This is a genomic window from Bradyrhizobium sp. SRS-191 (assembly GCF_024586915.1).
Taxonomy (GTDB): Bacteria; Pseudomonadota; Alphaproteobacteria; order Rhizobiales; family Xanthobacteraceae; genus Bradyrhizobium.
In genome coordinates this window covers 1-25,770 of the sequence record NZ_JANBVS010000005.1, presented here as the reverse complement: position 1 = coordinate 25,770, position 25,770 = coordinate 1, and the positions used below count along the sequence as shown (strand labels likewise).

23 protein-coding genes are annotated in these 25,770 nt (G+C 66.0%); 17 read left to right on the top strand and 6 right to left on the bottom strand.

Features of this window, described 5'->3' with window-relative positions; genetic code table 11:
- Positions 1-18: 18 nt before the first annotated feature.
- From NLR35_RS10885 to NLR35_RS10860, 6 genes are all read left to right on the top strand, one after another.
- Positions 19-927: an adenylate kinase gene (locus tag NLR35_RS10885; RefSeq protein ID WP_257166563.1), complete on the top strand. Its 909-nt coding sequence runs from the start codon at positions 19-21 to the stop codon at positions 925-927.
- A 196-nt stretch (positions 928-1,123) separates the two neighbouring features.
- The gene (gene rpsM, locus NLR35_RS10880; RefSeq protein ID WP_006611860.1) at positions 1,124-1,492 is read left to right on the top strand and encodes a 30S ribosomal protein S13; all 369 of its coding nucleotides are present in this window, start codon (positions 1,124-1,126) and stop codon (positions 1,490-1,492) included.
- A 128-nt stretch (positions 1,493-1,620) separates the two neighbouring features.
- The gene (rpsK, locus tag NLR35_RS10875; protein WP_006611861.1) at positions 1,621-2,010 is read left to right on the top strand and encodes a 30S ribosomal protein S11; all 390 of its coding nucleotides are present in this window, start codon (positions 1,621-1,623) and stop codon (positions 2,008-2,010) included.
- Between the two features lie 112 nt (positions 2,011-2,122).
- Positions 2,123-3,154 (top strand): DNA-directed RNA polymerase subunit alpha, encoded by a 1,032-nt coding sequence (locus tag NLR35_RS10870; protein ID WP_006611862.1) that lies wholly within the window; start codon positions 2,123-2,125, stop codon positions 3,152-3,154.
- A 172-nt stretch (positions 3,155-3,326) separates the two neighbouring features.
- On the top strand, positions 3,327-3,740 hold the full coding sequence (gene rplQ / locus NLR35_RS10865) for a 50S ribosomal protein L17 (protein ID WP_006611863.1): 414 nt from the start codon (positions 3,327-3,329) through the stop codon (positions 3,738-3,740).
- Between the two features lie 229 nt (positions 3,741-3,969).
- On the top strand, positions 3,970-4,416 hold the full coding sequence (locus tag NLR35_RS10860) for a hypothetical protein (RefSeq protein WP_257166562.1): 447 nt from the start codon (positions 3,970-3,972) through the stop codon (positions 4,414-4,416).
- A 55-nt stretch (positions 4,417-4,471) separates the two neighbouring features.
- Here NLR35_RS10860 and NLR35_RS10855 read toward each other — a convergent pair whose 3' ends face one another.
- Positions 4,472-6,478, bottom strand: coding sequence for a methyl-accepting chemotaxis protein (locus NLR35_RS10855; protein ID WP_257166561.1), 2,007 nt, complete (start codon positions 6,476-6,478; stop codon positions 4,472-4,474).
- A gap of 249 nt (positions 6,479-6,727) precedes the next feature.
- On the opposite strand from NLR35_RS10855, the gene NLR35_RS10850 reads away from it, so the two are divergent.
- From NLR35_RS10850 to NLR35_RS10840, 3 genes are read left to right on the top strand one after another with little or no spacing between them, the layout of a single operon-like run.
- The gene (locus NLR35_RS10850; RefSeq protein ID WP_257166560.1) at positions 6,728-7,522 is read left to right on the top strand and encodes an SDR family NAD(P)-dependent oxidoreductase; all 795 of its coding nucleotides are present in this window, start codon (positions 6,728-6,730) and stop codon (positions 7,520-7,522) included.
- A gap of 8 nt (positions 7,523-7,530) precedes the next feature.
- Entirely contained in the window at positions 7,531-7,827 is a 297-nt protein-coding gene (locus NLR35_RS10845) for a DUF1330 domain-containing protein (RefSeq protein ID WP_257166559.1), read from the top strand.
- 21 nt (positions 7,828-7,848) lie between these two features.
- On the top strand, positions 7,849-9,168 hold the full coding sequence (locus tag NLR35_RS10840) for a chloride channel protein (RefSeq protein WP_257166847.1): 1,320 nt from the start codon (positions 7,849-7,851) through the stop codon (positions 9,166-9,168).
- A 156-nt stretch (positions 9,169-9,324) separates the two neighbouring features.
- On the opposite strand, the gene NLR35_RS10835 is transcribed toward NLR35_RS10840, so the two are convergent.
- The 4 genes from NLR35_RS10835 to NLR35_RS10820 all read right to left on the bottom strand — a co-directional run bounded on the left by NLR35_RS10835 (position 9,325) and on the right by NLR35_RS10820 (position 14,217).
- A complete protein-coding gene (locus tag NLR35_RS10835; RefSeq protein WP_257166558.1) occupies positions 9,325-10,071 on the bottom strand; it encodes an SDR family NAD(P)-dependent oxidoreductase in 747 nt (248 codons plus the stop codon).
- Between the two features lie 124 nt (positions 10,072-10,195).
- Entirely contained in the window at positions 10,196-10,930 is a 735-nt protein-coding gene (locus NLR35_RS10830; RefSeq protein ID WP_257166557.1) for an SDR family oxidoreductase, read from the bottom strand.
- A 204-nt stretch (positions 10,931-11,134) separates the two neighbouring features.
- On the bottom strand, positions 11,135-12,958 hold the full coding sequence (locus NLR35_RS10825) for an IlvD/Edd family dehydratase (protein ID WP_257166556.1): 1,824 nt from the start codon (positions 12,956-12,958) through the stop codon (positions 11,135-11,137).
- Between the two features lie 179 nt (positions 12,959-13,137).
- Positions 13,138-14,217, bottom strand: a complete 1,080-nt coding sequence (locus tag NLR35_RS10820) for a LacI family DNA-binding transcriptional regulator (RefSeq protein WP_257166555.1) — start codon at positions 14,215-14,217, stop codon at positions 13,138-13,140.
- 278 nt (positions 14,218-14,495) lie between these two features.
- On the opposite strand from NLR35_RS10820, the gene NLR35_RS10815 reads away from it, so the two are divergent.
- From NLR35_RS10815 to NLR35_RS10785, 7 genes are all read left to right on the top strand, one after another.
- On the top strand, positions 14,496-15,557 hold the full coding sequence (locus NLR35_RS10815) for an ABC transporter ATP-binding protein (RefSeq protein WP_257166554.1): 1,062 nt from the start codon (positions 14,496-14,498) through the stop codon (positions 15,555-15,557).
- 92 nt (positions 15,558-15,649) lie between these two features.
- On the top strand, positions 15,650-16,972 hold the full coding sequence (locus NLR35_RS10810) for an ABC transporter substrate-binding protein (protein WP_257166553.1): 1,323 nt from the start codon (positions 15,650-15,652) through the stop codon (positions 16,970-16,972).
- Between the two features lie 339 nt (positions 16,973-17,311).
- Entirely contained in the window at positions 17,312-18,265 is a 954-nt protein-coding gene (locus NLR35_RS10805) for a carbohydrate ABC transporter permease (protein WP_257166552.1), read from the top strand.
- Positions 18,262-19,194, top strand: coding sequence for a carbohydrate ABC transporter permease (locus NLR35_RS10800; RefSeq protein WP_257166551.1), 933 nt, complete (start codon positions 18,262-18,264; stop codon positions 19,192-19,194). Before NLR35_RS10805 ends, NLR35_RS10800 begins: the two co-directional genes overlap by 4 nt.
- Before the next feature lie 294 nt (positions 19,195-19,488).
- Positions 19,489-20,472, top strand: coding sequence for a D-erythronate dehydrogenase (denD, locus tag NLR35_RS10795; protein WP_257166550.1), 984 nt, complete (start codon positions 19,489-19,491; stop codon positions 20,470-20,472).
- Between the two features lie 74 nt (positions 20,473-20,546).
- Positions 20,547-21,716: an acetyl-CoA acetyltransferase gene (locus NLR35_RS10790; protein WP_257166549.1), complete on the top strand. Its 1,170-nt coding sequence runs from the start codon at positions 20,547-20,549 to the stop codon at positions 21,714-21,716.
- Between the two features lie 195 nt (positions 21,717-21,911).
- On the top strand, positions 21,912-22,469 hold the full coding sequence (locus NLR35_RS10785; RefSeq protein WP_257166548.1) for a GNAT family N-acetyltransferase: 558 nt from the start codon (positions 21,912-21,914) through the stop codon (positions 22,467-22,469).
- Positions 22,470-22,609: 140 nt separating this feature from the next.
- On the opposite strand, the gene NLR35_RS10780 is transcribed toward NLR35_RS10785, so the two are convergent.
- A complete protein-coding gene (locus tag NLR35_RS10780; RefSeq protein WP_257166547.1) occupies positions 22,610-23,173 on the bottom strand; it encodes a DinB family protein in 564 nt (187 codons plus the stop codon).
- A 164-nt stretch (positions 23,174-23,337) separates the two neighbouring features.
- Here NLR35_RS10780 and ybaL point away from each other — a divergent pair, with 164 nt between their 5' ends.
- The gene (gene ybaL, locus NLR35_RS10775; RefSeq protein ID WP_257166546.1) at positions 23,338-25,080 is read left to right on the top strand and encodes a YbaL family putative K(+) efflux transporter; all 1,743 of its coding nucleotides are present in this window, start codon (positions 23,338-23,340) and stop codon (positions 25,078-25,080) included.
- The last annotated feature ends 690 nt before the right edge of the window (positions 25,081-25,770 follow it).

Below are 25,770 nucleotides of genomic sequence, written 5' to 3'. Positions count from 1 at the left end.
CGGGGGGCGGGACATTCAATGAGACTGATTCTTCTGGGACCGCCCGGTTCGGGCAAGGGAACGCAGGCGCAGCGCCTGGTGCAGCGTCACGGCATCGTTCAGCTGTCGACCGGCGACATGCTGCGCGCCGCGGTCGCCGCGCAGACCCCGATCGGGCTGAAGGCCAAGGACATCATGGCGGCCGGCGGGCTCGTGCCCGACGAGGTCGTGGTCGGCATCATTGCCGACCGAATCGAGCAGCCTGACGCCGCCAACGGCTTCATCCTCGACGGCTTCCCGCGCACCGTCCCGCAGGCCGAAGCGCTGGACGCACTGCTCAAGCAGAAGCAGATGAAGCTCGACGCCGTGATCGAGCTCCGGGTCAACGAGGGCGTTCTGCTGGAGCGCGTCGAGCGCCGCGCCGCCGAGACCCGCGCCCGTGGCGAGGCTGTCCGGGCGGATGACACGCCGGAGGTGCTGACCAAGCGCCTGGCCAGCTATCGTGACCAGACCGAGCCGCTGATCCACTATTATTCCGACCACCGGATGCTAGCGACCGTCGACGGCATGATGCCGATCGAGGAGGTCACCGAGGAGATCGGCCGGATCCTGGCTGCGGTCGGGAAGGCCGGCAGCCGGGCGGCCAAGAAGGCGAGCCCGGCCAAGCGCAGTGCCAAGGCTTCGAAGACTCCAGCCAAGACGGCGCAGCCGAAATCAGCCAAGAAATCGGCCAAGAAGGCCGCCAAAACGGCTTCGAAGGCGGCTGCTCCGGCGAAAAAGGCCGGCAAGACAGCCAAAAAGGCGGTCAAGACTGGGAAAAAGGCAGCTAAGGCCGCCCCCAAGAAGGCCTCCAAGGTTTCGAAGAAGGCGCCCAAGGCTGCCGCCAAGGCGACCAGGGGAACTCGGAAAACCTCTGCAAAGGCAGCAAAAAAGCGCGCCAAGGGGTGATCGAATCTTGTAGGGGCGGTTGACGACCGCCGTGTGAATCCATTAATAAGCCCGCATCCAAGTCGGATAGTTTTCCAAAGATGCCGGGCCCCCAGGAATCGAGGGGTGGGCGTCTTGTTCGCGTTTGCGGACACCTGCCCGAGATAGCGACAGAGAAGGCCGGTCCGTCCTTGGATCGGTGACAGGAGAGAAGTCCGTGGCCCGTATTGCCGGTGTCAACATCCCGACCAACAAGCGCGTCCTGATCGCGCTCCAGTACATCCATGGCATCGGCCCGAAGATCGCCGGTGAGATCGTGGAGAAGGTGAAGATCGCGGAAGATCGCCGCGTCAACCAGCTGAGCGACCAGGAAGTCTTGCAGATCCGCGAAATCATCGACCGCGACTACGTCGTCGAGGGCGACCTCCGCCGTGAGACCGGCATCAACATCAAGCGGCTGATGGACCTCGGCTGCTATCGCGGCCTGCGTCATCGCCGCGGCCTGCCGGTGCGCGGCCAGCGCACCCACACCAATGCGCGCACGCGCAAGGGTCCGGCCAAGGCGATCGCCGGCAAGAAGAAGTAATTGGCGAATTGCAGATGTGCGGATAGCGGGTAGGGGAAGCCCTTCTCGCTATTCGCCATTTACCATTCGCTCGTTTGGTGTAGCCGCTGGCATTACGGCGGCGTTGAGATCTCGAGAAAGGTACTTATATGGCCAAGGAAGCCGCACGTGTCCGCCGTCGTGAGCGCAAGAACATCGCCTCCGGCGTCGCCCATGTGAATTCGTCGTTCAACAACACCACCATCACCATCACCGACGCGCAGGGCAACACGATTGCCTGGTCGTCGGCGGGCACGATGGGTTTTAAGGGATCGCGCAAGTCGACCCCGTATGCCGCGCAGGTTGCGGCGGAGGACGTGTCCAAGAAGGCCCAGGAGCACGGCATGCGCACCCTCGAGGTCGAGGTGGCCGGTCCGGGTTCCGGACGTGAGTCGGCGCTGCGCGCGCTGCAGGCCGCGGGCTTCACCGTCACCTCGATCCGCGATGTGACGACGATCCCGCACAATGGTTGCCGTCCGCGCAAGCGTCGTCGCGTCTGATCTGAAGGAGGCGGGCAGCATGTCCGCCTCGTCTTGCTTTTGAACCATTTCGATTGCCGCGATCCGATGCGCGGTTCTCCAACGCCAGTCAGTCGACCCTACGGACTGGCCCATGGGTGAAACAGTGACGATCCAGAAGAATTGGCAAGAATTGATTCGGCCGAACAAGCTCCAGGTCACGCCGGGCTCCGACGCGACCCGTTTCGCCACCGTGGTTGCCGAGCCGCTCGAGCGCGGCTTCGGCCAGACGCTGGGCAACGCACTGCGCCGCATCCTGCTGTCGTCGCTGCAGGGCGCCGCCGTGCAGTCGGTGCACATCGACGGCGTGCTGCACGAGTTCTCCTCGATCGCCGGTGTCCGCGAGGACGTCACCGACATCGTTCTGAACATCAAGGACATCGCGATCAAGATGCAGGGCGAAGGCCCGAAGCGCATGGTCGTGAAGAAGCAGGGTCCGGGTGCCGTGACCGCCGGTGACATCCAGACCGTCGGCGACATCGTCGTGCTCAACCCCGACCTGCCGCTCTGCACCCTGGACGAGGGCGCTGAGATCCGCATGGAGTTCACGGTCGCCACCGGCAAGGGCTACGTCGCCGCCGATCGCAACCGTCCCGAGGACGCGCCGATCGGCCTGATCCCGGTCGACAGCCTGTTCTCGCCGGTCCGCAAGGTCTCCTACAAGGTCGAGAACACCCGCGAGGGCCAGATCCTCGACTACGACAAGCTGACCATGACGATCGAGACCAACGGCGCGATCTCGCCGGAGGACGCGGTGGCCTATGCCGCGCGCATCCTGCAGGATCAGCTCAACGTTTTCGTCAACTTCGAAGAGCCGCGCAAGGAAGTCGCCCAGGAGATCATCCCGGACCTCGCCTTCAACCCGGCCTTCCTCAAGAAGGTGGACGAGCTCGAGCTGTCGGTGCGTTCGGCGAACTGCCTGAAGAACGACAACATCGTCTACATCGGCGACCTCGTGCAGAAGTCGGAAGCGGAGATGCTGCGCACCCCGAACTTCGGCCGCAAGTCGCTGAACGAGATCAAGGAAGTGCTGGCCCAGATGGGTCTGCATCTCGGCATGGAAGTGCCCGGCTGGCCGCCGGAGAACATCGACGAGCTGGCCAAGCGCTTCGAGGATCACTACTGAGCATTCGTCATTCCGGGACGGTCCGTAGGACCGGACCCGGAATCTCGAGATTCCGGGTTCGATGCTGCGCATCGCCCCGGAATGACCACCTCCACCGGGCGAACGCAGGCAGCCCACCTGAGCAACATGTCCGACGAACCGTCGCGGCAGATTGAAATGAAGGACTAACACAATGCGTCACGGCAAGGTTCATCGGAAGCTCAACCGCACCGCCGAGCATCGCAAGGCGATGTTCGCCAACATGTGCGCCGCGCTGATCAAGCACGAGCAGATCGTCACCACGCTGCCCAAGGCCAAGGAGCTCCGGCCGATCGTCGAGAAGCTCGTCACCCTCGGCAAGAAGGGCGGCCTCGCGCTGCGCCGCCAGGCGATCGCCGAGATGCGCGACGTCGACCAGGTCAAGAAGCTGTTCGACGTGCTGGCGCCCCGCTACAAGGACCGCAACGGCGGCTACACCCGCATCATCAAGGCCGGCTTCCGCTACGGCGACAACGCCGCGATGGCCGTGATCGAGTTCGTCGATCGCGACGTCGATGCCAAGGGCCAGGATTCGGGCCCGGTGCAGGAGACCTCGGAAGCCGCGTAAGCCGCGCTCCGATGGACGGTTTACGGAACGGCGCCCTCGGGCGCCGTTTTTGTTTTGAGGGCCGCTTGTAGGGGTGGGCAAAGGCGCTCCTGCGCTTGTTCCTCACGCGCGCTCGGAGCGGCGCCGTGCCCACGGTCTAACTCCCGAATTCGCCGATCGACGGTGGGTACGCTGCCGCCTTCGGCGGCCGCTTTGCTTACAATACGATGCGACACCCGGAGCGCCGCGCATGAGCACCGCAGAGCTGCACATCGCCTACGAGCCGGATCAGGACGGCACCGGCAAGATCATCGCCACGGCCAGGGCCGGCGCGTTTGCCGGGCGCGGCGAGGCGTGGTTCGGCCGCGACCTGGATGATTTCGTCAAGGGGCTGCGCTCCTATCCGCTGTCGTGGGACCAGCCGCCGATGATCGAAGGCGGGTACTTCGACCGCCAGGGCGGGCTCGCGCAATGCCTCGTCCGGATCATCGTCAAGCCTTTCGATTTTCGCGGACACTTGCTGGTGCATGCCGATCTGGCCACCGGCGTTCAGAGCACGCCCGATGCCGATCTGCAGAACATCGCCTCGATCCGCTTCCTGACCGAATACGCGATCCTCGACCGCTTCGCCCTCGACTTCGAGGAGCTGCTGAAAGGCCGGTGCAAGGTCGCGGTCCTGACGGGGACCACAAGCTGAAGGGCGGCCCATGAACCGGGATGGCGCTTTCGCTCATCCGGTGCGACATCGGCTATTACCCTGCTCGGATCGTCCGGACAAACGCGTCGAGCTCCTGGCGGAGGCGGGTGTTGCCGTCGGTCAGCAGCTGCGCGGCGCTCAGCACTTGTGACGAGGCCTCGCCGGTCCGCGAGGCGCCTTGCGTGACCTCGCCGATGCTGTGGGCGACCTGGGCGGTGCGCTCGGAGGCACCCTGGATGTTGCGGGCGATGTCGCGGGTGGCGTGGCTCTGACCGTCGATCGCAATGGCGACGTGGGACGCGATCTGCGAGATCCGCCCGATGATGTCGACGATGGCGCCGATCGCCCCGACCGAGTCACGGGTCGCGGTCTGGATGCCGGCGATCTGCTCGCGGATCTCCTCGGTGGCGTCGGCGGTCTGCTTGGCCAGAATCTTGACCTCCTGGGCGACGACGGCAAATCCGGCGCCGGCTTCGCCGGCCCGCGCGGCCTCGATCGTTGCATTCAGCGCCAGCAGGTTGGTCTGCTGGGCGATGGTTGCGATCAGCTGCACGACGTTGCCGATGCGCTCGGCGGCGGCGGCCAGCTGCGCCATCCGGTTGTCGGTCTGGCGGGCCTGCAGCACGGCATCGCGCGCGATCACGGCTGTCGCGTCGACCTGGCGCCCGATCTCGCTGGCCGAGGCCGTCATCTGCTCCGTCGCCGCCGCTACCCGCTGAACGTTGAGCGAGGCCTCCTGTGAGGCGGCGGACACCGCGGCCGACAGCGACTGGGTATGGCGCGCCGTCTCGGTGAGGCCATGGGCCGACAGTGTGAGCTCCTCCGACGCCGACGACACCGAAGCGATCACAAGGCCCGCAGTGGCCTCGAACGACGCAGCCAGCCGCGCCATCTCGGTCCGGTGGCGCTCCGCCGCGCGACGGTCCTCCTCGCGCCGGGCCTCGAGCTCGGCCGCGGCGCGCTCGCCGGCCTTGAGCTTGAACGTCTCCACCGCCTGCGCCATCGCCCCGATCTCGTCGCTGCGCCCGAGCTCGGGCAGCACCACGTCGAGCCGTCCTGCCGCGAGCGCATGCATCGCCGCGCTCATGCTGCGGATCAGCCGCGCCACGCGCCGTCCGAACAGGATCGCGACCAGGGCCAGCGCCAGCACTGTCGCCGCCGTGATCCCGGTCAGCAGCTTGCGGACCTCGGTGGCGCGCTGCTCCGCCGCCTGGCCGCGCAGCTGCGCCGCGGCCGCCGCCTGGACCAGCGCCGGGCGCATCCGGTCGAAGATCTGCTCGAGGTCCTCGACCTGCTCGTCGAGCGCCTGCCGGGACACCGCGACGCCGGCAAAGGCCTGCTTGTAGGCCCGCGCCAGCGCCAGCAGCTCGGATCTGGCCGCCGGCGCAAGGGCGGACCGGCCGAGCGCGGTCTCGAACTCGCTCTCGCGCTCGTCGAACTGGTCGCTGAGCTTGTCCTCTGCGCGCAGCAGGAACTCCGTCTCCAGCCGGCGCATCGTCAGCATCGCGAGCGTCAGCCGGGGCTCGTCGAGGCCGGTGAGCCGTGCCTCGAATGGCCGGGCGGCGGTCTGCAGCTTGCCGAGCAGGCCCTCGCCGTCGCGAAAGCCGAGGATGCGCTGGGCGCCCACGATGTTCTGGAAGCGCGTAGCGTAGAGATTGATGCCGCTGCGCAGCGCGCCGATCTGTCCGATCGGATCGCCGTCGGCCGTGGCCGCGTAGGCTTCCACCGCATCGAGCGCGCGCAGCTCCTCCGCGACCCGCTCCGCATGTTTGGCGATCAGGCCCTCGTCATGAGTCCGCAGGAAGCGGGCCGCAAGCTGCTGGGTTTCGAGGAAGCCGTCGGACAGCGAGGCGATCTCCAGCCGGAATCGCATGCCCTCGTCGGCGATGCGCTGGACCCGCGTCGCGTGTTCCAGCCCACCGAGGCACAACGTGCCGACGATCACGACCCCGAGGGTGCCCAGCGCGGCGATCTGCGTGGTCAGGCTGGGACGCAGCCATCGGAGCCATCGGGACGTCAGGATCGCGCGCGACGGGCGCTCAGGGAGGACGGAGTGCTGCATTCCTCTCACGTCGAAGGTGCCGGGGGGAGGGGCGGTAGGGCAGGTTTTCCTACGCAGATACCGTGCGGATGTTGTGAATTCATGACGCGCTGCACCATGGACGGTGAAATAGGCGATCTCTCGGGTCCGCCGTCTCATCGCGACTGCCGCCCCTGGCGGCGGATCGAGGATCAGCTCTGCGTGCAGCGCGTTGGGCGTCGGCGCCGCGACGCCCCACATCCGTCTCCCCAGCACAACGGAGAGCTGCTCATGCACATCGACCTCACGGGCAAGACTGCCCTCGTCACCGGCTCCACCGCCGGCATCGGCTTTGCCATCGCCAGGGGACTGGCTGCGTCCGGTGCGGAGGTCGTCATCAACGGCCGCAGCCAGGAGCGCGTCGATGACGCCGTCACCCGGCTGAAGCAGGCGGTCCCGTCCGACAGGCTGCGCGGCGTCGCCGGCGATGTCGCCCAGGTCGACGGCGGCAACGCCATCGTCACCGCGCTGCCGGAGGTCGACATCCTCGTCAACAATGCCGGCATCTTCGAGCCGAAGGACTTCTTCGAGATTCCCGACGAGGACTGGAGCCGCTTCTTCGAGGTCAACGTGATGTCCGGCGTGCGCATGGCGCGCGCCTACATGCAGGGAATGCTCGTGCGCAACTGGGGCCGCATCGTCTTCATCTCCTCGGAATCGGCGCTGAACATTCCGACCGAGATGATCCATTACGGCATGACCAAGACGGCCCAGCTCGCGGTCTCGCGCGGCCTCGCCAAACTCACGCGCGGCACCGGCGTCACCGTCAACGCGGTGCTGCCGGGACCGACGATGTCGGAGGGCGTCGAGACCTTCGTCAAGGATCTGGCGCGTCAGAACGGCCAGTCGGAGGAGGAGGCGGCATCGTCCTTCGTCAAGCAGCACCGGCCGGCTTCGCTGCTGCAGCGCTTCGCCAGCGTCGACGAGATCGCCAACCTGGTCGTCTACGCCTGTTCTCCGCAGGCCTCCGCCACCAACGGCGCCGCGCTGCGCGCCGAGGGCGGCATCATCGACACCATCGCCTGAGGCCCGCCATGGCGGCCTACGTCATCTCCGAGATCGAGGTTCGTGAGCCCGAAGCGATGGAGCGCTACCGCGATCTCGCGGCGCGCTCGATCGCGCAGTATGGCGGCCGCTATCTGGTCCGCGGCGGTCCGGCCGAGGCGGTCGAGGGCGGGCCGCCGGCGAAGACGCTGATCATCGTCGAGTTCCCATCGATGGCGCGGCTGCGCGAATGGTATGCGTCGCCCGAATATGCCGAAGCGCTCGGTGAGCGCTGGAAGGCGCTGGACCGGCGGTTGGTTTTTGTCGAGGGGGCTGCACCCGCGTAAAACCCGGCCCGCCGCCCCCCGCTGTTGAAGATCACTCCCCGCCGCAAGCGCTGGCTGAAGCTGACCTCGGCGCGCTGGCAGCGGCGGGTGCTGTTCGTGGCCGGCGGTCTCGTGGTCGGCGCCGCGGCGGTGGCGCTGGCCAAGCTCGCCGACGAGGCCCAGCTCGCCTTCAACTGGCTGCTGTCGCAATCGCGCTATGCCTCGCTGATCGTCACGCCGGCCGGCTTTGCGCTGTCGGTCTATCTGACCCGGCGCTTCTTCCCCAACGCGCAAGGCAGCGGCATCCCGCAGGCGATCGCCGCCCGGCACCTCACCGACACGAGCGCGCGCAGCCCGCTGGTCTCGATCCGCATCGCCATCGGCAAGGTGCTGCTGACCTTGCTCGGCCTGTTGTGCGGCGGCTCGGTCGGCCGCGAGGGCCCCACGGTGCAGGTCGGCGCCTCCATCATGTTCGCGCTCGGCCGGCTGTCGCCGCGCCGGCAACCGGGCCTGATCCTGGCCGGCGCTGCGGCCGGCGTCGCCGCCGCGTTCAACACGCCGCTGGCGGGCATCGTGTTCGGCATCGAGGAGATGAGCCGCGCCTTCGAGACGCGCACCTCGAGCCTCGTCATCGCCACCGTCATCGCGGCCGGCCTGACCTCGCTCGCGCTGATGGGCAACTACGCCTATTTCGGCACGACGCCGATCGCGCTCGGCAAGGGCATCGACTGGCTGGCGGTGCCGATCTGTGGCGTCATCGGCGGCGCCGCTGGCGGGCTGTTCAGCCGAATCCTGATCACCATGGCGCGCGGGTTGCCCGGGGCCGCCGGCCGTGCGATCAAGAGTCAGCCCTTGCCGTTCGCACTCGCCTGCGGGCTGGCGGTGGCGCTGTGCGGCCTCGCCTCGGGGGACATGGTGTATGGCACCGGCTACGCGCAGGTGAAGGCGGCGCTGGAGACCGGCACGCCGCTGCCGGCCGATTTCGGCGTGCTGAAATTCCTCGCCACCACCTTCGCTGCGATCAGCGGCATGCCCGGCGGCATCTTCGCTCCGTCGCTCGCGGTCGGCGCCGGCATCGGCGCCAATGTCGCGAGCCTGTTCCAGAGCACGCCGCTGGCGCCGATCATGCTGCTCGGCATGGTCGCGTATTTCGCCGGCGTGGTGCAGGCGCCGATCACCGCCTTCGTCATCGTCACCGAGATGACCGACAACCACGCCATGGTGGTGCCGCTCATGATGGCCTCGCTGATCGCCTACGGCACCTCGCGTGTGATCTGCGAGGAGGGGCTCTACCACGCGCTCGCCAAGGGCTTCGTCGCCAAGGCCGAGGCCGCGCACCAGCCGAAACCCGGCGCTGCCTAGCGGCTGAAATTCAGCGGTCCTGCGTCGCCGTCAGGCGGCGCGTCCCCACCATTGGGCGGCATGTCGTTCGGTGGGACGGTGGACCCGGCGCCACCGTGATCCGGCGTCAGGAGAGGGCAGGGCCGCGCCTTGGCCCACCCTACGGTTCTCATCTAGCTAATAGGTCGCGCGGCCGCCGGAGATGTCGAACACGGCGCCGGTCGAGAACGAGCATTCCTCCGACGCGAGCCACGACACCAGCGCGGCGAGCTCCTCGACGAGCACGAAGCGGCCCTTGGGGATCTTCGACAGCATGAAGTTGATATGCGCGTCCGTCATCTGGTCGAAGATCGCGGTCTTCGCCGCGGCCGGCGTGACCGCGTTCACAGTGATGTTGTGCTGCGCCAGCTCCTTGCCCAGCGACTTGGTCAGCGCGATCAGGCCGGCCTTCGAGGCGGAGTAGTGCGCGGCGTTCGGATTGCCTTCCTTGCCGGCGATGGATGCGATGTTGACGATGCGGCCGTAGCCCTGCCTCAGCATCACCGGCACGATCGCCTTGGCGCAGATGAAGGGACCGTCGAGATTGATGCGCAGCACCTTGCGCCATTCCTCGAGATCGGTCTCCCACACCGTCTTGTTGATGCCCGCGATCCCGGCATTGTTGACCAGGATGTCGATGGTGCCGAACGCCGCCAAGGTCGCATCGCGCGCGCCTTCGACGGCCGTGGTGTCGGTGACGTCGACCTTCAGCGCCAGCACCTCGGGGCCGATCTCCCGTGCGGTCTTCTCGGCGAGCGCAATGTCGTGATCCCAGATCGCCACCTTGGCGCCCGATGCCTTGAAGCGCTCGGCGATCGCACGGCCAAAGCCTTGCGCGCCGCCGGTGACGACAGCGCAGCGGTTGGTGAGGTCGATGTGGTTCATAATTGAGACTCCCGTCTTTCGCTCCTCATGGTGAGGAGCGCGCAGCGCGTCTCGAACCATGAGGCCACCGCTGGGGCCTCATCCTTCGAGACGCCGCTGCGCGGCTCCTCAGGATGAGGGGAAGCTACAACGTCCAGCCGCCGTCGATCGTATGCGCGACGCCGGTGGTGAACGCGCTCTCGTCGCTGGCCAGGTAAACGGCGAGATGCGCGATCTCCTCGGCGGTGCCGAGCCGGCCCATCGGCTGGCGCGAGATGAACATCTCGAGCCCGTTCGGCCCGGCGGCCGCCGCGCGTCCGAGCAGCGACGGTGTCTCGATCGTGCCCGGGCAGATGCAATTGCAGCGGATCTTCTTGCCCACGAAATCGGCTGCAACCGAGCGGGTCAGCGCCGCAACGGCCGCTTTCGTCGCCGCATAGACGTAGCGGTTCGGCGCTGCCTTGAACACGCCGGCAGCGGAGGCGATGTTGACGATGGCGCCGCCGTTCTCGGCCAGCATCTTCGGCAGGAAGGCGCGAATGGTGCGGTGCATCGACTTCACGTTGAGGTCGAAGGAGAAATCGAAGTCATCATCCGAGCAGTCGAGGATGGTGCCGTTGTGCACGAAGCCCGCGGCATTGAGCAGGATCTCGACCTTGCCGACCCGCTCGGCCATGGCATTGACCGCGGCGGTGTTTCGCACGTCGAGCGTTGCGACCTCGGCGATACCCTCGCTCTTCAGGCTGGCCAGGCCCTTCTCGTCGATGTCGGTGGCGAATACGGTTGCGCCTTGCCGCGCGAAAGCAACAGCGCAGGCGCGGCCGATGCCGGCAGCGGCGGCGGTGACAAAGGCGCGCTTGCCCTTGAGGCGGTCGGACATGGGGTCTCCCTGGATGCTCGTTGTTTATGTCGTCATTGCGAGCGCCGCGACGCGTCCGCCGTAGCTCGCAGAGTGAAGGCGGAAGCAATCCAGGGCTGCGTGCGCCGCTCTGGATTGCTTCGTCGCGGAGCCTGCCCTCGGGCTCGCCGGAGGCGAGACCCGGGGGCTCCTCGCAATGACGGTGGCTGGCTTTGCCGGACGTGTCTAGTGATTATGCCTGGCCACGCCGACAGTGCCGGCAATGTTCTGGTACCGCGTCGCGAGCTCCATGCAGGCGCCGGTGGCCTGCTGGCCGACGGTGTTGCGATAGAGCTCCTGCCACGGCGTCTGGTTGGCCGGGTGCGGGAAGCCCCCCTTGGCCTTCAGCTCGGCGCGGCGCTTCGCCAGCTCCTCGTCGGAGATCAGGATGTTGGCCGAGCCCTTGTTGAGGTCGATGCGCACCTTGTCGCCGGTCTTGAGGATCGCAAGCCCGCCATCGGCCGCCGCTTCCGGCGAGGCGTTGAGGATCGAGGGCGATCCCGAGGTGCCGGACTGGCGGCCGTCGCCGATGCAGGGCAGGGACAGGATGCCGCGTTTAATCAGCGCCGCCGGCGGCTGCATGTTCACGACCTCGGCGCCGCCGGGATAGCCGATCGGGCCGGCGCCGCGGATGAACAGCACGCAGTGCTCGTCGATCTCGAGCGACGCATCGTCGATCCGGTCGTGATAGTCCTCAGGCCCCTCGAACACGATGGCGCGGCCCTCGAACGCGTTCGGATCCTTCGGATTGACGAGATAGCGGTCGCGGAATTCCTTGGAGATCACGCTCGTCTTCATGATCGCGGAGTCGAACAGGTTGCCGCGCAGCACCAGGAAGCCGGCGTCCTTCACCAGCGGCTTGTCGTAGGACCAGATCACGTCATTGTCGGGCTTCGGCGCGGCGCGGCAATTGTCGCCCATGCTGCGGCCGTTGACGGTGATGACGTCCTCGTGGATGCGCTTGTGCCGCATCAATTCGCCGATCACGGCCGGCACGCCGCCGGCGCGGTGGAATTCCTCGCCCAGATAGAACCCGGCCGGCTGCATGTTGACCAGCAGCGGCACGTCGTGGCCGACCTTCTGCCAGTCGTCGATATCCAGCTCGACACCGACATGGCGCGCCAGCGCGTTGATGTGGATCGGCGCGTTGGTCGAGCCGCCGATCGCGGAGTTCGCGACGATGCAGTTCTCGAACGCCTTGCGGGTGAGGATGTCCGACGGCTTCAGATCCTCCCACACCATGTCGACGATGCGCTTGCCGGTCTCATAGGCGATCTGGCCGCGCTCGCGATACGGCGCCGGAATGGCGGCGCAACCGGGCAGGGACATGCCGAGCGATTCCGCCAGCGCGTTCATGGTCGACGCCGTGCCCATGGTGTTGCAATGCCCGACCGACGGCGCCGACGACGCGACGATCTGCATGAACTCCTCGTAGTCGATCTCGCCTGCGGCGAGCCGCTCGCGCGACTTCCAAACCACCGTGCCGGAGCCGGTGCGCTGGCCCTCGTGCCAGCCGTTGAGCATCGGTCCGCCCGACAGCACGATCGCGGGGATGTTCACGGTCGCGGCCGCCATCAGGCAGGCGGGCGTGGTCTTGTCGCAGCCGGTGGTCAACACGACGCCATCGAGCGGATAGCCGAACAGGATTTCCACAAGGCCGAGATAAGCGAGGTTGCGATCCAAGGCCGCGGTCGGCCGCTTGCCGGTCTCCTGGATCGGATGGGTCGGAAACTCCATCGCGATACCGCCGGCCTCGCGGATGCCCTCGCGAACGCGATGCGCCAGTTCGAGATGGTGGCGGTTGCACGGCGACAGATCGTTGCCGGTCTGAGCAATGCCGATGATCGGCTTGCCCGATTGCAGCTCGGCGCGGGTGAGGCCGAAGTTCAGATAACGCTCCAGATAGAGCGCAGTCATGCCCGGATTGTGGGGATCGTTGAACCACTCCTGCGAGCGCAGCCTGCGGCTCTTGTCAGCGCCGTTGCCGGCATGTCCGTTGGATTTTGTCATGTGCTTCCTCCCGCAGTGCGAACGTGGCGAGCCGGTCGGTTCAGGACGTGCGCGAAACAAGGCGCCTGAGTTCGATGGGCCGGTGTCGAATTCGCCCACGCTTTTCGTTCAAGTCTTTCGTTCGAGTCTTTCGTTCAAGTCGTCGTCAGCGTGGTTCTAGATCAGCGGATTTGGTTGCGCTACCATTTTGTTCCTGAGGCACGATCGGCCTGCGCCGGCCGCGCTGTCGCGGAACGTTGCATCGTCGAGCTCTGGCGCTCCATGACCTCGAAGCCGAGATCGACGACGCGCTCGGTCACGGGGCGCCCTTCGATCTCGTCCATGATCATCGTCGCCGCGCGCAGGCCCATCTCATAGCGATTGGTGCGGACGCTGGTCAGCGTCGGAACCGCCGCGGCCATGAACTCCATGTCGTTGAAGCCGACGATCGCGAGCTGCTCGGGCACGGCGATGTGGCGACGCTGGCATTCGAACAGCACGCCGAGCGCGAGATCGTCATTGGCGCAGAACACCGCATCGATGTCCGGCGCCTTCAGCATCAGGTCCGAAAACAGATTGCCGCCCATGGTCGTCGAGGTCGGCACGGCGGTCGTGACGATCAGTCGCGGGTCGAACAAACCGGCATTCTTCATCGCGTTCTGGTAGCCCTGCAGGCGCCGCTGCACCCTTGGGTCCATGCGCGCGCCGAGGAAGCCGATGCGCCGGCAGCCCTGCGCGAGAAGGTGAGAAATGGCCGTATAACAGGCATCGACGTGCGAAAAGCCGATCATCATGTCGATCGGATCGGGGCCGAGCTCCATGATCTGCACGACAGGGCAGTCGGCCGCCTGCGTGATGGCGCGGCCTTCCGCGGTCTGGTCAACGCCTGTTACGATCAGCCCGGCCGGCTTCTGCATCAGGAACAGCCGCAGCAGGCGTTCCTCCTGCAGGACGCTGTAGCGCGTGTTCGCCAGCTGGATGCTGTAGCGGCTGCCTTCGAAGGCATCATAGATGCCGCGCAGCACGTCGGAAAAGACGTTGTTGGTGAGTGACGGTATCAGCACGCCGATCACTTCGGTGCGCTGCGATGCCAGCGCGCGTGCGGCGAGGTTGGGGACGTAGCCGAGATCCTTGGCGGCGCTCTCGATGCGCAGCCGGCGGCCCGCCGAGACGGTGTCGGGATTGCGGAAGAAGCGTGACACCGTGATCGGGCTGACGCCCGCCAAGGCAGCAACTTCCGTCAGCCGCACTTTGCCCGGCGTGATGCGTTTCCGTCCCATCCGTCGCTCATAGCATAGGCGGTCTGGTACACAAGCGATATTGACAGCGCTATCACGCGGTTGCTAAGCGAAGCATTGCGAAAGAGAACTAAACTGCCGACAATGCGTCCCGAGCTGACGGTCCGTCCGCGCAGCCCGAACGGATCAAAAGACTACGCTTAAAAAGACTACACTTAGAAGACTACACAACGATAAGCGGTCCAAGCAAACAGCCGCGAACAACGGTCAGAATGCCGCCGGTCTGCAGCCAATGCAGTCGGTCTTTGAGGAGGAAATTGATGTCGTCGGTGCAAATTCGCGACGTGCGCAAATCGTTCGGCGGATTCGAGGTCCTGCACGGCGTGACCATTCCGATCGAGGATGGCGAGTTCGTCGTGCTGGTCGGTCCGTCCGGCTGCGGCAAGTCGACGCTGCTGCGCATGCTGGCAGGGCTCGAGAACATCACCTCCGGAACCATCTCGATCGGCGAGCGCGTCGTCAACAACGTGCAGCCGAAAGAGCGCGACATCGCGATGGTGTTCCAGAACTACGCGCTGTATCCGCACATGACCGTCGCCGATAACATGGGCTTCTCGCTGAAGCTGCGTGGCGCGCGGCCCGAGGACATCAAGAAGGGCGTGGCGCGCGCCGCCGAGATCCTGGCACTGACGCCGCTGCTGGATCGCTATCCGCGCCAGCTCTCCGGCGGTCAGCGCCAGCGTGTCGCCATGGGCCGCGCGATCGTGCGCGATCCCCAGGTGTTCCTGTTCGACGAGCCGCTGTCGAACCTCGACGCCAAGCTGCGCGTGGCGATGCGGACCGAGATCAAGGAGCTGCATCAGCGGCTCAAGACCACGACCGTCTACGTGACCCACGACCAGATCGAGGCCATGACCATGGCCGACAAGATCGTCGTGATGCATGACGGCATCGTCGAGCAGATGGGCTCGCCGCTCGATCTCTATGACAAGCCGGACAATCAGTTCGTCGCCGGCTTCATCGGCTCGCCGGCCATGAACTTCCTCAACGGCCATCTGAAGTCGAATGGCTCGGTCTATGTCGAGACCGACAACGGCGCCAAGCTGCCGCTGCTGACCGCGCCGGCGGCCTCCGACGGCCGCCCCGTCGTCTACGGTGTCAGGCCGGAGCATCTCGAACTGGCTGACGACGGCATCGAGGCCGAGGTAATCGTGGTCGAGCCGACGGGGTCGGAGACCCAGATCGTCGCCCGCATCGGCACCCAGGACATCATCGCGGTGTTTCGCGATCGCCACGAGGTCGTTCCCGGGGCAAAGATCCATCTGCGTCCGCGCGCGTCGGCGGCGCATCTGTTCGATAAGGATAGTGGCCGGAGACTTTGATCCGGCCGCACGGCGCCGAACGAAGAAGAACTAAACGACCGAAAAATCGGCAATAAGCAAAACAAGCAATATTCAACGGGAGAAAACTTCAGATGACAAAATTCCTCGCGGATCGACGGTCTCTGCTCAAGGGTGGCGCGACGTTGCTGGCGGCGGCAGCCACGATGTCGGCCGACGAACTGCTCGGCTACGCCAAGGCCTGGGCGCAGACCTCGCCTTGGAAGCCGGAGCCCGGCGCCAAGGTCAACATGATGCGCTGGAAGCGCTTCGTCGAGGCCGAGGACGTGGCCTTCATGAAGATCGTCGACGCCTTCCAGAAGGCCAACAACGTCACCATCAACATCTCCAACGAATCCTATGACGACGTTCAGCCCAAGGCCTCGGTCGCGGCCAACACCGGGCAGGGGCTCGACATGGTGTGGGGCCTCTACACGCTGCCCTTCCTGTTCTCCAACAAATGCGTCGACATGACCGACGTCGCCGATTACCTCGGCAAGAAGTGCGGCGGCTGGACCGACTCCGGCAAGGCCTACGGCATGCTCGACGGCAAGTGGATCGGCATCCCGGTGGCGGCCACCGGCGGCCTGATCAACTACCGCGTCGCTGCTGCCGAGAAGGCCGGCTTCAAGGAGTTCCCGAAGGACCTCGCCGGCATGTCCGAGTTCTTCAAGGCCATGAACAAGAACGGCACGCCCGGCGGCATGGCGCTCGGCCACGCCTCCGGCGACGCCAATGGCTGGGTGCACTGGGCGCTGTGGGCGCATGGCGGCAATTTGATCGACAAGGACAACAAGGTCGTCATCAACTCGCCGGAGACCGCCAAGGCGCTCGAATACGTCAAGGGCCTGTACGACAATTTCGTGCCCGGCACCGCGTCGTGGAACGACTCCTCGAACAACAAGGCGTTCCTGGCCGGCCAGCTCTACACCACCGTCAACGGCATCTCGATCTACGTCACCGCCAAGAAGGAAGCGCCGCAGATCGCCGAGGACATGAACCACGCGCATCTGCCGGCTGGCTTGGACGGCAAGACCCGCGAGATGCATCTCGGCTTCCCGATCCTGGTGTTCAACTTCTCCAAGTACCCGCAGACCTGCAAGGCGTTCACCGCCTTCATGCTGGAGCCGGAGCAGTTCAACCCGTGGATCGAGGCGGCGCAGGGCTATCTCTCGCACTTCCTCAAGGGGTACGACGCCAACCCGATCTGGACTGCCGATCCGAAGAACACGCCGTACCGCGACGTCGCGGCGACGGCGACGACGCCGGCCGGCCTCGGCAAGCTCGGCGAGGCGGCCGCGGCCGCGATCGCCGACTTCGTCCTGGTCGACATGTTCGCGAACTACTGCACCGGCCGCGAGGACGTGAAGACCGCGATGGCGAGCGCCGAGCGCTCCGCCAAGCGCATCTTCCGCTGAGGCGAGGTTCACCGCGTAGGGTGGGCAAAGGCGCGCCGAGAGCGAAGTGAGAGATCCGAGATCTTTCCCGCGCCGTGCCCACCGACTTCGTCGAACCACCGGATGGTGGGCACGGACCTCAGCGCGCTGCACGCATCGCGCCGAGGCCTTTTGCCCACCCTACGGCTTACTCACGGCCGTCATTGCGAGGAGCCGAAGGCGACGAAGCAATCCAGACTTCTTGCTTGGCCCTGGATTGCTTCGCTTCGCTCGCAATGACGGAATTGACGTTGATCCGTCCCGAACGCCGTTGGGCCGCTGCGCAGCCCATCACAGGCTTCGAAGGGAGCTGCACGAAGAATGAGTACCATTCAGACCTCGTTGCCCCCGGGCGCCGCCATCGGCGAGCCATCGGCCTGGACACGGCTGAAGACCAACCGCAACGTCATCGCGCTGTGGTTCATGCTGCCGGCCGCGGCGTTCCTGATCCTGTTCCTGGCCTATCCGCTGGGCTTGGGCGTCTGGATGAGCTTCACCGACGAGAAGATCGGCCGCGCCGGCGTCTTCGTCGGCGTCGAGAACTACGAATGGCTGTGGGACGATTCGATCTTCTGGCTGTCGGTGTTCAACACGCTGCTCTACACGATCGTGGCGTCCGCCATCAAATTTGCGATCGGGCTTTATCTGGCGCTGCTTCTGAACCGGCACATGCCTTTCAAGGCCATGATCCGCGCCATCGTGCTGATCCCCTTCATCGTGCCGACGGTGCTGTCGGCGATCGCGTTCTGGTGGATCTACGACGCGCAGTTCTCGATCATCTCCTGGTCGCTGATCAAGCTCGGCCTGATCACCCAGAACATCAACTTCCTCGGCGACACCTCCTGGGCGCGCGCCTCGGTGATCATCGCCAACATCTGGCGCGGCGTACCGTTCGTCGCCATCACGCTCTTGGCCGGCCTGCAGACCGTGTCGCCCTCGCTCTATGAGGCCGCGACGCTCGACGGCGCCACCAGCTGGCAGCGCTTCCGCTTCATCACCTATCCGCTGCTGACCCCGATCATCGCGGTCGTCATGACCTTCTCGGTGCTGTTCACCTTCACCGACTTCCAGTTGATCTGGGCGCTGACCCGCGGCGGCCCGGTCAATGCCACGCACCTGATGGCGACGCTCAGCTACCAGCGCGGCATCATTTCGGGCCGTCTCGGCGAGGGCGCCGCGATTGCGACCGCGATGATCCCGTTCCTGATGGCGGCGATCGCGATCTCCTGGTTCGGCATGCAACGTCGCAAATGGCAGCAAGGATCCGACCAATGACCGACACCGCGCTGCCGCCCAAGACGCAATCCAATGCGACCAAGACCGCCGCGGCGCTCGCCGCCGGCGACGATTCCGAGGGCATGAGCTATCTGGAGTCGCTGCCGCGGCGCCTGATCACGCTCTACCTGCCGCTCGGGATCATTCTCCTGGTGCTGCTGTTCCCGTTCTATTGGATGGGCCTGACGTCGATCAAACCCGACGAGCAGCTGATCGACATGGAGAAGTACAACCCGTTCTGGGTGGTGCATCCGACCTTCAAGCATATCTCGAAGCTGTTGTTCGAGACGCAGTATCCGCGCTGGCTGTGGAACACGATGTATGTCGCGGTCGGCGCCACCACGCTGTCGATCTTCGCCTCGGTGCTCGCGGCCTACGCGATCGTGCGCCTGCGCTTCAAGGGCGCGGACACCGTGGGCGTGCTGATCTTCTTCGCCTACCTCGTGCCGCCGTCGATCCTGTTCATTCCGCTGGCCTCGGTGATCCAGGCCTACGGCCTGTTCGACTCGCCGTTGTCGCTGATCCTGGTCTATCCGACCTTGCTCATCCCGTTCTCGACCTGGCTGCTGATGGGCTACTTCAAGACCATCCCGTTCGAGCTTGAGGAGTGCGCCCTGATCGACGGCGCCAGCCGCTGGCAGATCCTGGTCAAGATCGTGGTGCCCCTGGCAATCCCCGGCCTGATCTCGGCCTTCATCTTCTCGTTCACCCTGTGCTGGAACGAGTTCATCTACGCGCTGACCTTCCTGCAGTCGACGCCCAACAAGACGGTGCCGGTCGCGATCGTCAACGAGTTCGTCGACGGCGACATCTACAAATGGGGATCGCTGATGGCCGGCGCCCTGGTCGGCTCGCTGCCGCTCGTGATCCTTTACGCCTTCTTCGTCGAGCATTATGTGTCCGCCATGACCGGCGCGGTGAAGGAGTAGGGCGGGCGTTTGATTGATTTCGATGTTGCCCCAACGGCGGTGTACCCTCTCCCCCAAGGCGAAGCGAAAGCTTCGCCAGGGTGGGAGAGGGTGGTGGCGCGCGAAGCGCGCCGCCGGGTGAGGGGTCTCTCTCCGCAACGGCGGTGCGTGTGGGACCAACCCCTCACCCAAGCGAGTATGCGGAACCGACAGTGTAGCCCTCTCCCACAAGGGGAGAGGGCGCAGTCATGAGCACCGCAGCGCGTCGATAATCATCGCGGCCGCGGGAAACAATAAGAAACAAGGAGCATCCCCTTGCATATTCTCGTTCTCGGCGCCGCCGGCATGGTCGGGCGCAAGCTGGTGGAGCGGCTGGTCCGCGACGGCCGCCTCGGCGACACCGCCATCTCCCGCATGACGCTGCAGGACATCGTCGCGCCGGCGAAGCCCGATACCAGCATTGCCGTCGAGACCATCGCCGGCGACTTCGCCGTCCCCGGCTTTGCCGAGAAGCTTGTCGCTCCGCGTCCCGACGTCATCTTCCATCTCGCCGCGATCGTCTCCGGCGAGGCCGAGCTCGATTTCGACAAGGGTTACCGCATCAATCTCGACGGCACGCGGATGCTGTTCGACGCCGTCAGGCTGATCGGCGACGGCTACAAGCCGCGCTTGGTCTTCACCTCGTCGATCGCGGTGTTCGGCGCGCCGTTCCCCGACGCGATCGGCGACGAGTTCGTCAATGCGCCGCTGCTCAGCTACGGCACCCAGAAGGCGATCGGCGAGCTGCTGCTGGCCGATTACAGCCGCCGCGGCTTCTTCGACGGCGTCGGCATCCGCCTGCCGACCATCTGCATCCGTCCCGGCGCGCCGAACAAGGCCGCCTCCGGCTTCTTCTCCAACATCCTGCGCGAGCCGCTGGCCGGCAAGGAGGCCGTGCTGCCGGTGTCCGAGGACGTCCAGCACTGGCACGCCACGCCGCGCTCGGCGGTCGGCTTCCTGCTGCATGCCGCGACCATGGATACCGCCAGGATCGGGCCGCGCCGGAACCTGACCATGCCCGGCCTGACGGCCACCGTCGGCGAGCAGATCGCCGCGCTCCGCCGCGTCGCCGGCGACGCCGTCGCCAACCGCATCAAGCGGGAGCCGGATCCCTTCATCATCGGCATCGTCGCCGGCTGGCCGCGGACGTTCGAGGCCAAGCGGGCCCGCGAACTCGGTTTCACCACCGAGGAAAAGACCTTCGACGACATCATCCGGATTCACATCGAGGATGAGCTCGGCGGCAAGTTCGTCGCCTGAGACCGCCACCAGCCTCTGGACTCGCATGGCGCAACGCGCCATTTGAGGGCAGCGAGACATTCGGGAGAGACAGCATGACCGCCAGCATCGTCGGATGGGCACACACGCCGTTTGGAAAGTTCGACGCCGAGACCGTCGAGAGCCTCGTCGTCAAGGTCGCCAATGAGGCGCTCGCCGACGCCGGAATCTCGGCCGGCGATGTCGACGAGATCGTGCTCGGTCATTTCAACGCGGGCTTCTCACCGCAGGACTTCACCGCCTCGCTGGTGCTGCAGGCCGATCCGGCGCTGCGCTTCAAGCCGGCGACCCGCGTCGAGAACGCCTGCGCTACCGGCTCCGCCGCCGTCCACCAGGGCATCCGCGCCATCGCGGCCGGTGCCGCGAAGATCGTGCTCGTCGTCGGCGTCGAGCAGATGACGCGGACGCCGGGCCCGGAGATCGGCAAGAACCTCCTGAAGGCGTCCTACCTGCCGGAGGATGGCGACACCGTCGGCGGCTTCGCCGGCGTCTTCGGCAAGATCGCCCAGGGCTATTTCCAGAAGTACGGCGACCAGTCCGACGCGCTGGCGCTGATCGCGGCCAAGAACCACAAGAACGGCGTCGCCAATCCCTATGCGCAGATGCGCAAGGATTTCGGCTTCGAGTTCTGCCGCTCCGAGAGCGAGAAGAACCCCTACGTCGCCGGCCCCCTGAAGCGCACCGACTGCTCGCTGGTGTCCGACGGCGCCGCCGCCCTAGTGCTGGCCGACAGCGAGACCGCGAAGTCGTTCGCCAAGGCGGTGAACGTCCGTGCGACCGCGCATGCGCAGGACTTCCTGCCGATGTCCAAGCGCGACATCCTGGCCTTCGAAGGCTGCACGGTCGCCTGGCAGCGCGCGCTGGAGAAGGCGGGCGTCACGCTGTCCGATCTCTCCTTCGTCGAGACCCATGACTGCTTCACCGTCGCCGAGCTGATCGAGTACGAGGCGATGGGCCTGACCCCGCGCGGGCAGGGCGCCCGCGCCATCAAGGAAGGCTGGACGCTCAAGGACGGCAAGCTGCCGGTCAATCCGTCCGGCGGCCTCAAGGCCAAGGGCCACCCGATCGGCGCCACCGGCGTCTCCATGCACGTGATGACCGCCATGCAGCTCACCGGGTCAGCGCCGGAAGGCATGCAGCTCCCCAACGCCAAGCTCGGCGGCATCTTCAACATGGGCGGCGCCGCAGTCGCCAACTACGTGTCGATCCTGGAGCCGGCGAAGTAGTCCAAGCTCTATCTTCCGTCATTGCGAGCGCAGCGACGCAATCCAGGGCCGCGTGCGCGACTCTGGATTGCGTCGCTGAGCTTGTCATCGGGCCACGCTTTGCGCGGACCCGTTGGCTCCTCGCAATGACGGTGCCCCGCAAGGGCCTTCCGCTCAGCTGCAGCGCTCGTATCTGCCGGACCGTTTGATGCTGTCATGATCATCCAGACCGAGCGCCTCACCCTGCGCGAATGGCGCGACGAAGATCGTGCGCCGTTTGCCGACATGTCGGCCGATCCCGCGGTGATGCGATACTTGCGCGCGCTGCCGACGCGGCAGGCCTGCGATCAATGGATCGACTTCCAGATCAAGCATTTTGCCGAGCACGGCTTCGGCTTCTGGGTGGTCGAGGACCGCGCCACCGGCACCTTTCTCGGCGCCACCGGTCTGTTCCGCGTCTTCTTCGATGCCCCGTTCACGCCGGCGGTCGAGATCGGCTGGCGGCTGGCGCGCGCGGCCTGGGGGCAGGGGATTGCGACGGAGGCGGCGCGCGCCTCGCTCGCTTTCGGCTTCGGTCAGCTCGGTCTCGACGAGATCATCGCCTATGCCGCGCCGGCCAACCAGGCGTCGCAGAATGTCATGTGCAAGCTCGGCATGATCAGGGATGAGGCGTCCGATTTCGATCATCCGCGCGTCGAGCCGGACAGCCCGCTGCGCCGGCAGGTGATGTACCGGCTACCGCGTGAGATATGGGCCAAAGGCGAAGCGCCGTAGGGTGGGCAAAGCGGCCGCCGAAGGCGGCAGCGTGCCCACCGTCGGGAGGCGTGTTCGGATGCGAGACGGTGGGCACGGCGCCCCTGCAATCTCGTATGAGGAGAGGGCACGGCAGCGCCTTTGCCCACCCTACGGCACCGTCAGCTCCGCCACACCTTTTCCTCGCTGAAGCCGAGCTCAGCGAAATCCTTCGCCCGCAAGCCGGCATCATCAGCTGGAAAGAACTCATCCAGCTGCGGCGGCTTCACGGACGTTGCTGACAGCATCGCATGCGCCTGGCCGCGGTGGTGGATGTCGTGCTGGAACAGATGCAGCAGCAGGCGATCGCAGCGTTCGTTCTGCACCCGTGTCTCGCGGTTGATGCGCACGGTCTCATCGAGCCGAGCCGGCGTCAGCGCCTCGCAGAAGCCGATCAGGCGGCGGTCCATCGCGCCCTGCGCCTTGACGAGATCGGAGAGACGCGGGAACGGCACCTCGTTCTGCCATGCCATCGGGCCGAGCCAGCCGCCCTCCATCGCGTCGACGTAGAACAAATCGATGATGTAGATGTGATTGAGTGTCTTCTGCAGGCTCGGAAAGAAGCCGGTGCGCTCGGCGGCGAAGTCGTCGGCGCTGAGCTGGCCGCAGGCGGCGAGCAGCCGGTGATTGGCCCACGCATTGTTGTAGGCAAAGGCACGAAACGTCTGGACGAGATCGGCGGGCATTGGGACAGGGCACCCCGTGATGGCTCGTGTCGGATCATACGGAACGGATCCCGCGCTTCACCACCGATTTTGACAGGCAACCGCCCATCATCCCCATCCGCGTAAGGGAACTCTGCCACAATTGGTCGCGGTGCATCATCCGGCCTGCCGTGCAATAAGTTCAGATGCCGCACGACACACCCCTCATTGCGACCATTGTCGCCGGCCTCGGATTGGCCTTCGTCTTCGGAGCGCTCGCGCAGCGGTTCCGGTTCCCGCCGCTGGTCGGCTATCTTCTCGCCGGCGTTGCCGTAGGTCCGTTCACGCCCGGCTTCGTCGCCGACCAGGCGCTGGCCACGGAGCTCGCCGAGCTCGGCATCATCCTCTTGATGTTCGGTGTCGGCCTGCATTTCTCGCTCAAGGACCTGATGTCGGTGCGGGCCATCGCCGTGCCCGGCGCGGTCGTGCAGATCACGGTGGCGACCCTGATGGGCATGGCGCTGAGCTGGGCCATGGGCTGGTCGATCGGCGGCGGCCTCGTCTTTGGTCTCGCGCTGTCCGTCGCCAGCACCGTGGTGCTGCTGCGCGCCTTGCAGGAGCGGCGGCTGATGGACACCGAGCGCGGCCGCATCGCGGTCGGCTGGCTGATCGTCGAGGACCTCGCGATGGTCCTGGCGCTGGTGCTGATCCCGGCCTTCGCCAGCCTGCAGAATGGCAATGGCGACGTCGCCGCCGCCGATCCGCTCGCCGCCCGCTTCGGCCTCGGGCTGACCGGCGTGCTGCTGCTGACCTTCGCCAAGATCGGCGTGTTCATGGCCGTGATGCTCGTGGTCGGACGCCGCCTGATCCCGTGGATCCTGCACTATGTCGCCCACACCGGCTCGCGCGAGCTGTTTCGCCTGGCGGTGCTGGCGATCGCGCTCGGCGTCGCTTTCGGCTCGACGAAACTGTTCGGCGTGTCGCTGGCGCTCGGCGCGTTCTTCGCCGGCATGATGCTCGGCGAGTCGCCGCTGAGCCAGCGCGCCGCGCAGGAATCGCTGCCGCTGCGCGATGCCTTCGCGGTGCTGTTCTTCGTCTCCGCCGGCATGCTGTTCGATCCCGCCAGCATCATCCGCGAGCCCTGGCCGCTGCTCGCGACGCTCTTCATCATCCTGTTCGGCAAGTCGCTCGCCGCGTTCCTGATCGTGGTCGCCTTCCGCCATCCGGTCTCGACCGCGCTGACGATTTCCGCAAGCCTGGCGCAGATTGGCGAGTTCTCCTTCATCCTCGCCGAGATCGGCGGCGCCACCAACCTGCTGCCGAAAGCCGGCCGCGACCTGATCCTGGCCGGCGCGATCATCTCGATCATGCTCAACCCGCTGATGTTCGCCGCCCTCGACTGGCTGCTGCCGCGGCTGGAGCGCCGACGCGCCGATCCGGCGACGCCGGCCGCGCCGAAACCAGCCGAGATCCCGGTGACCGGGCTGACCGAGCACACCATCGTCGTCGGTTATGGCCGTGTCGGCCGTCTCGTCGGCGAGGCGCTGCAGCAGCGCGGCCATGCGTTCGTGGCGGTGGAGACCTCCGAGGATATCCTCAAGCAGCTGAAGGACGCCGGCATCGAGACCATCACCGGCAATGCGGCGCGCAGCAACGTGCTGCGCGCGACCAATCCATCGGCGGCGCATGCGCTCGTCATCGCCATCCCCGAGGCGTTCGAGGCCGGCCAGATCGTCGAGCAGGCCCGCGCCGCCAACCCCGCGCTGCACATCGTGGCCCGCGCGCATTCCGACGCCGAGGTCGAGCATCTCAAATCGCTCGGCGCCGACATGGTCATCATGGGCGAACGCGAGATCGCGCGCGGCATGATCGAGGAGCTGGACACGCGGCCGCCAGATCCCGCGCCGGAGCTTGTGCCACAGCGAGCGGCCGAGGGTGTCTCGATTTGAGCTCTCGTGCGCCGCTTGCCAACGGCGGCCGAAGCCGCTTCGGTGTAGCAAAGGCCCGGGCATCCATGTTGTCGTCCGCGCTTGCTGACGGACGTGGATGGCCGGGACAAGCCCGGCCATGACGACGTGGAAGGGGCTGGGCTCAATTGATCTTCCGCGCGCTTTACCAAAGGAGCCATCGCCGCGGCGACGGTGCGCTCCCTCTCCCCGTTCTTCACGGGGAGAGGGCTGGGGTGAGGGGCAGCGGCTCGGGCGGTGCAGATCTTATGTTCGAACAGCCAATTTCATCAGTCCGCCCAAGCTGATCTGTCCTGTCCAGTCCTGCCGTAAAAAATAATTATCTTTCCATTTATCGGAAATTGTGCTTCACTCCCTCCATCCTGCTTCGCCACGAGGGGCGCTTCGCGATCGTCACGAACGTTGGGGCAGGGAGGCGGTGGCCGCGACATGTCGCAGCGTAGGCTTGGCTTGCGCGGACGAACGGCATGGCGCGGACGTGAAGTCGCGTGGTCCCGGCATCCCGATGCTGATGCCAAGCCGGCGGGTGATGATGATCCCAAGGGCGACGGTGGCCAAAAGCCGGTGCACCGAGGAGAGCGCGAAGTAAGCGTGAAAACCATCGCGCAGGGAAGGCCGGGGGCGGATTCAATCGGTCGTCGCAACACTCGATGAGGAGGTTGCGATGGGTAT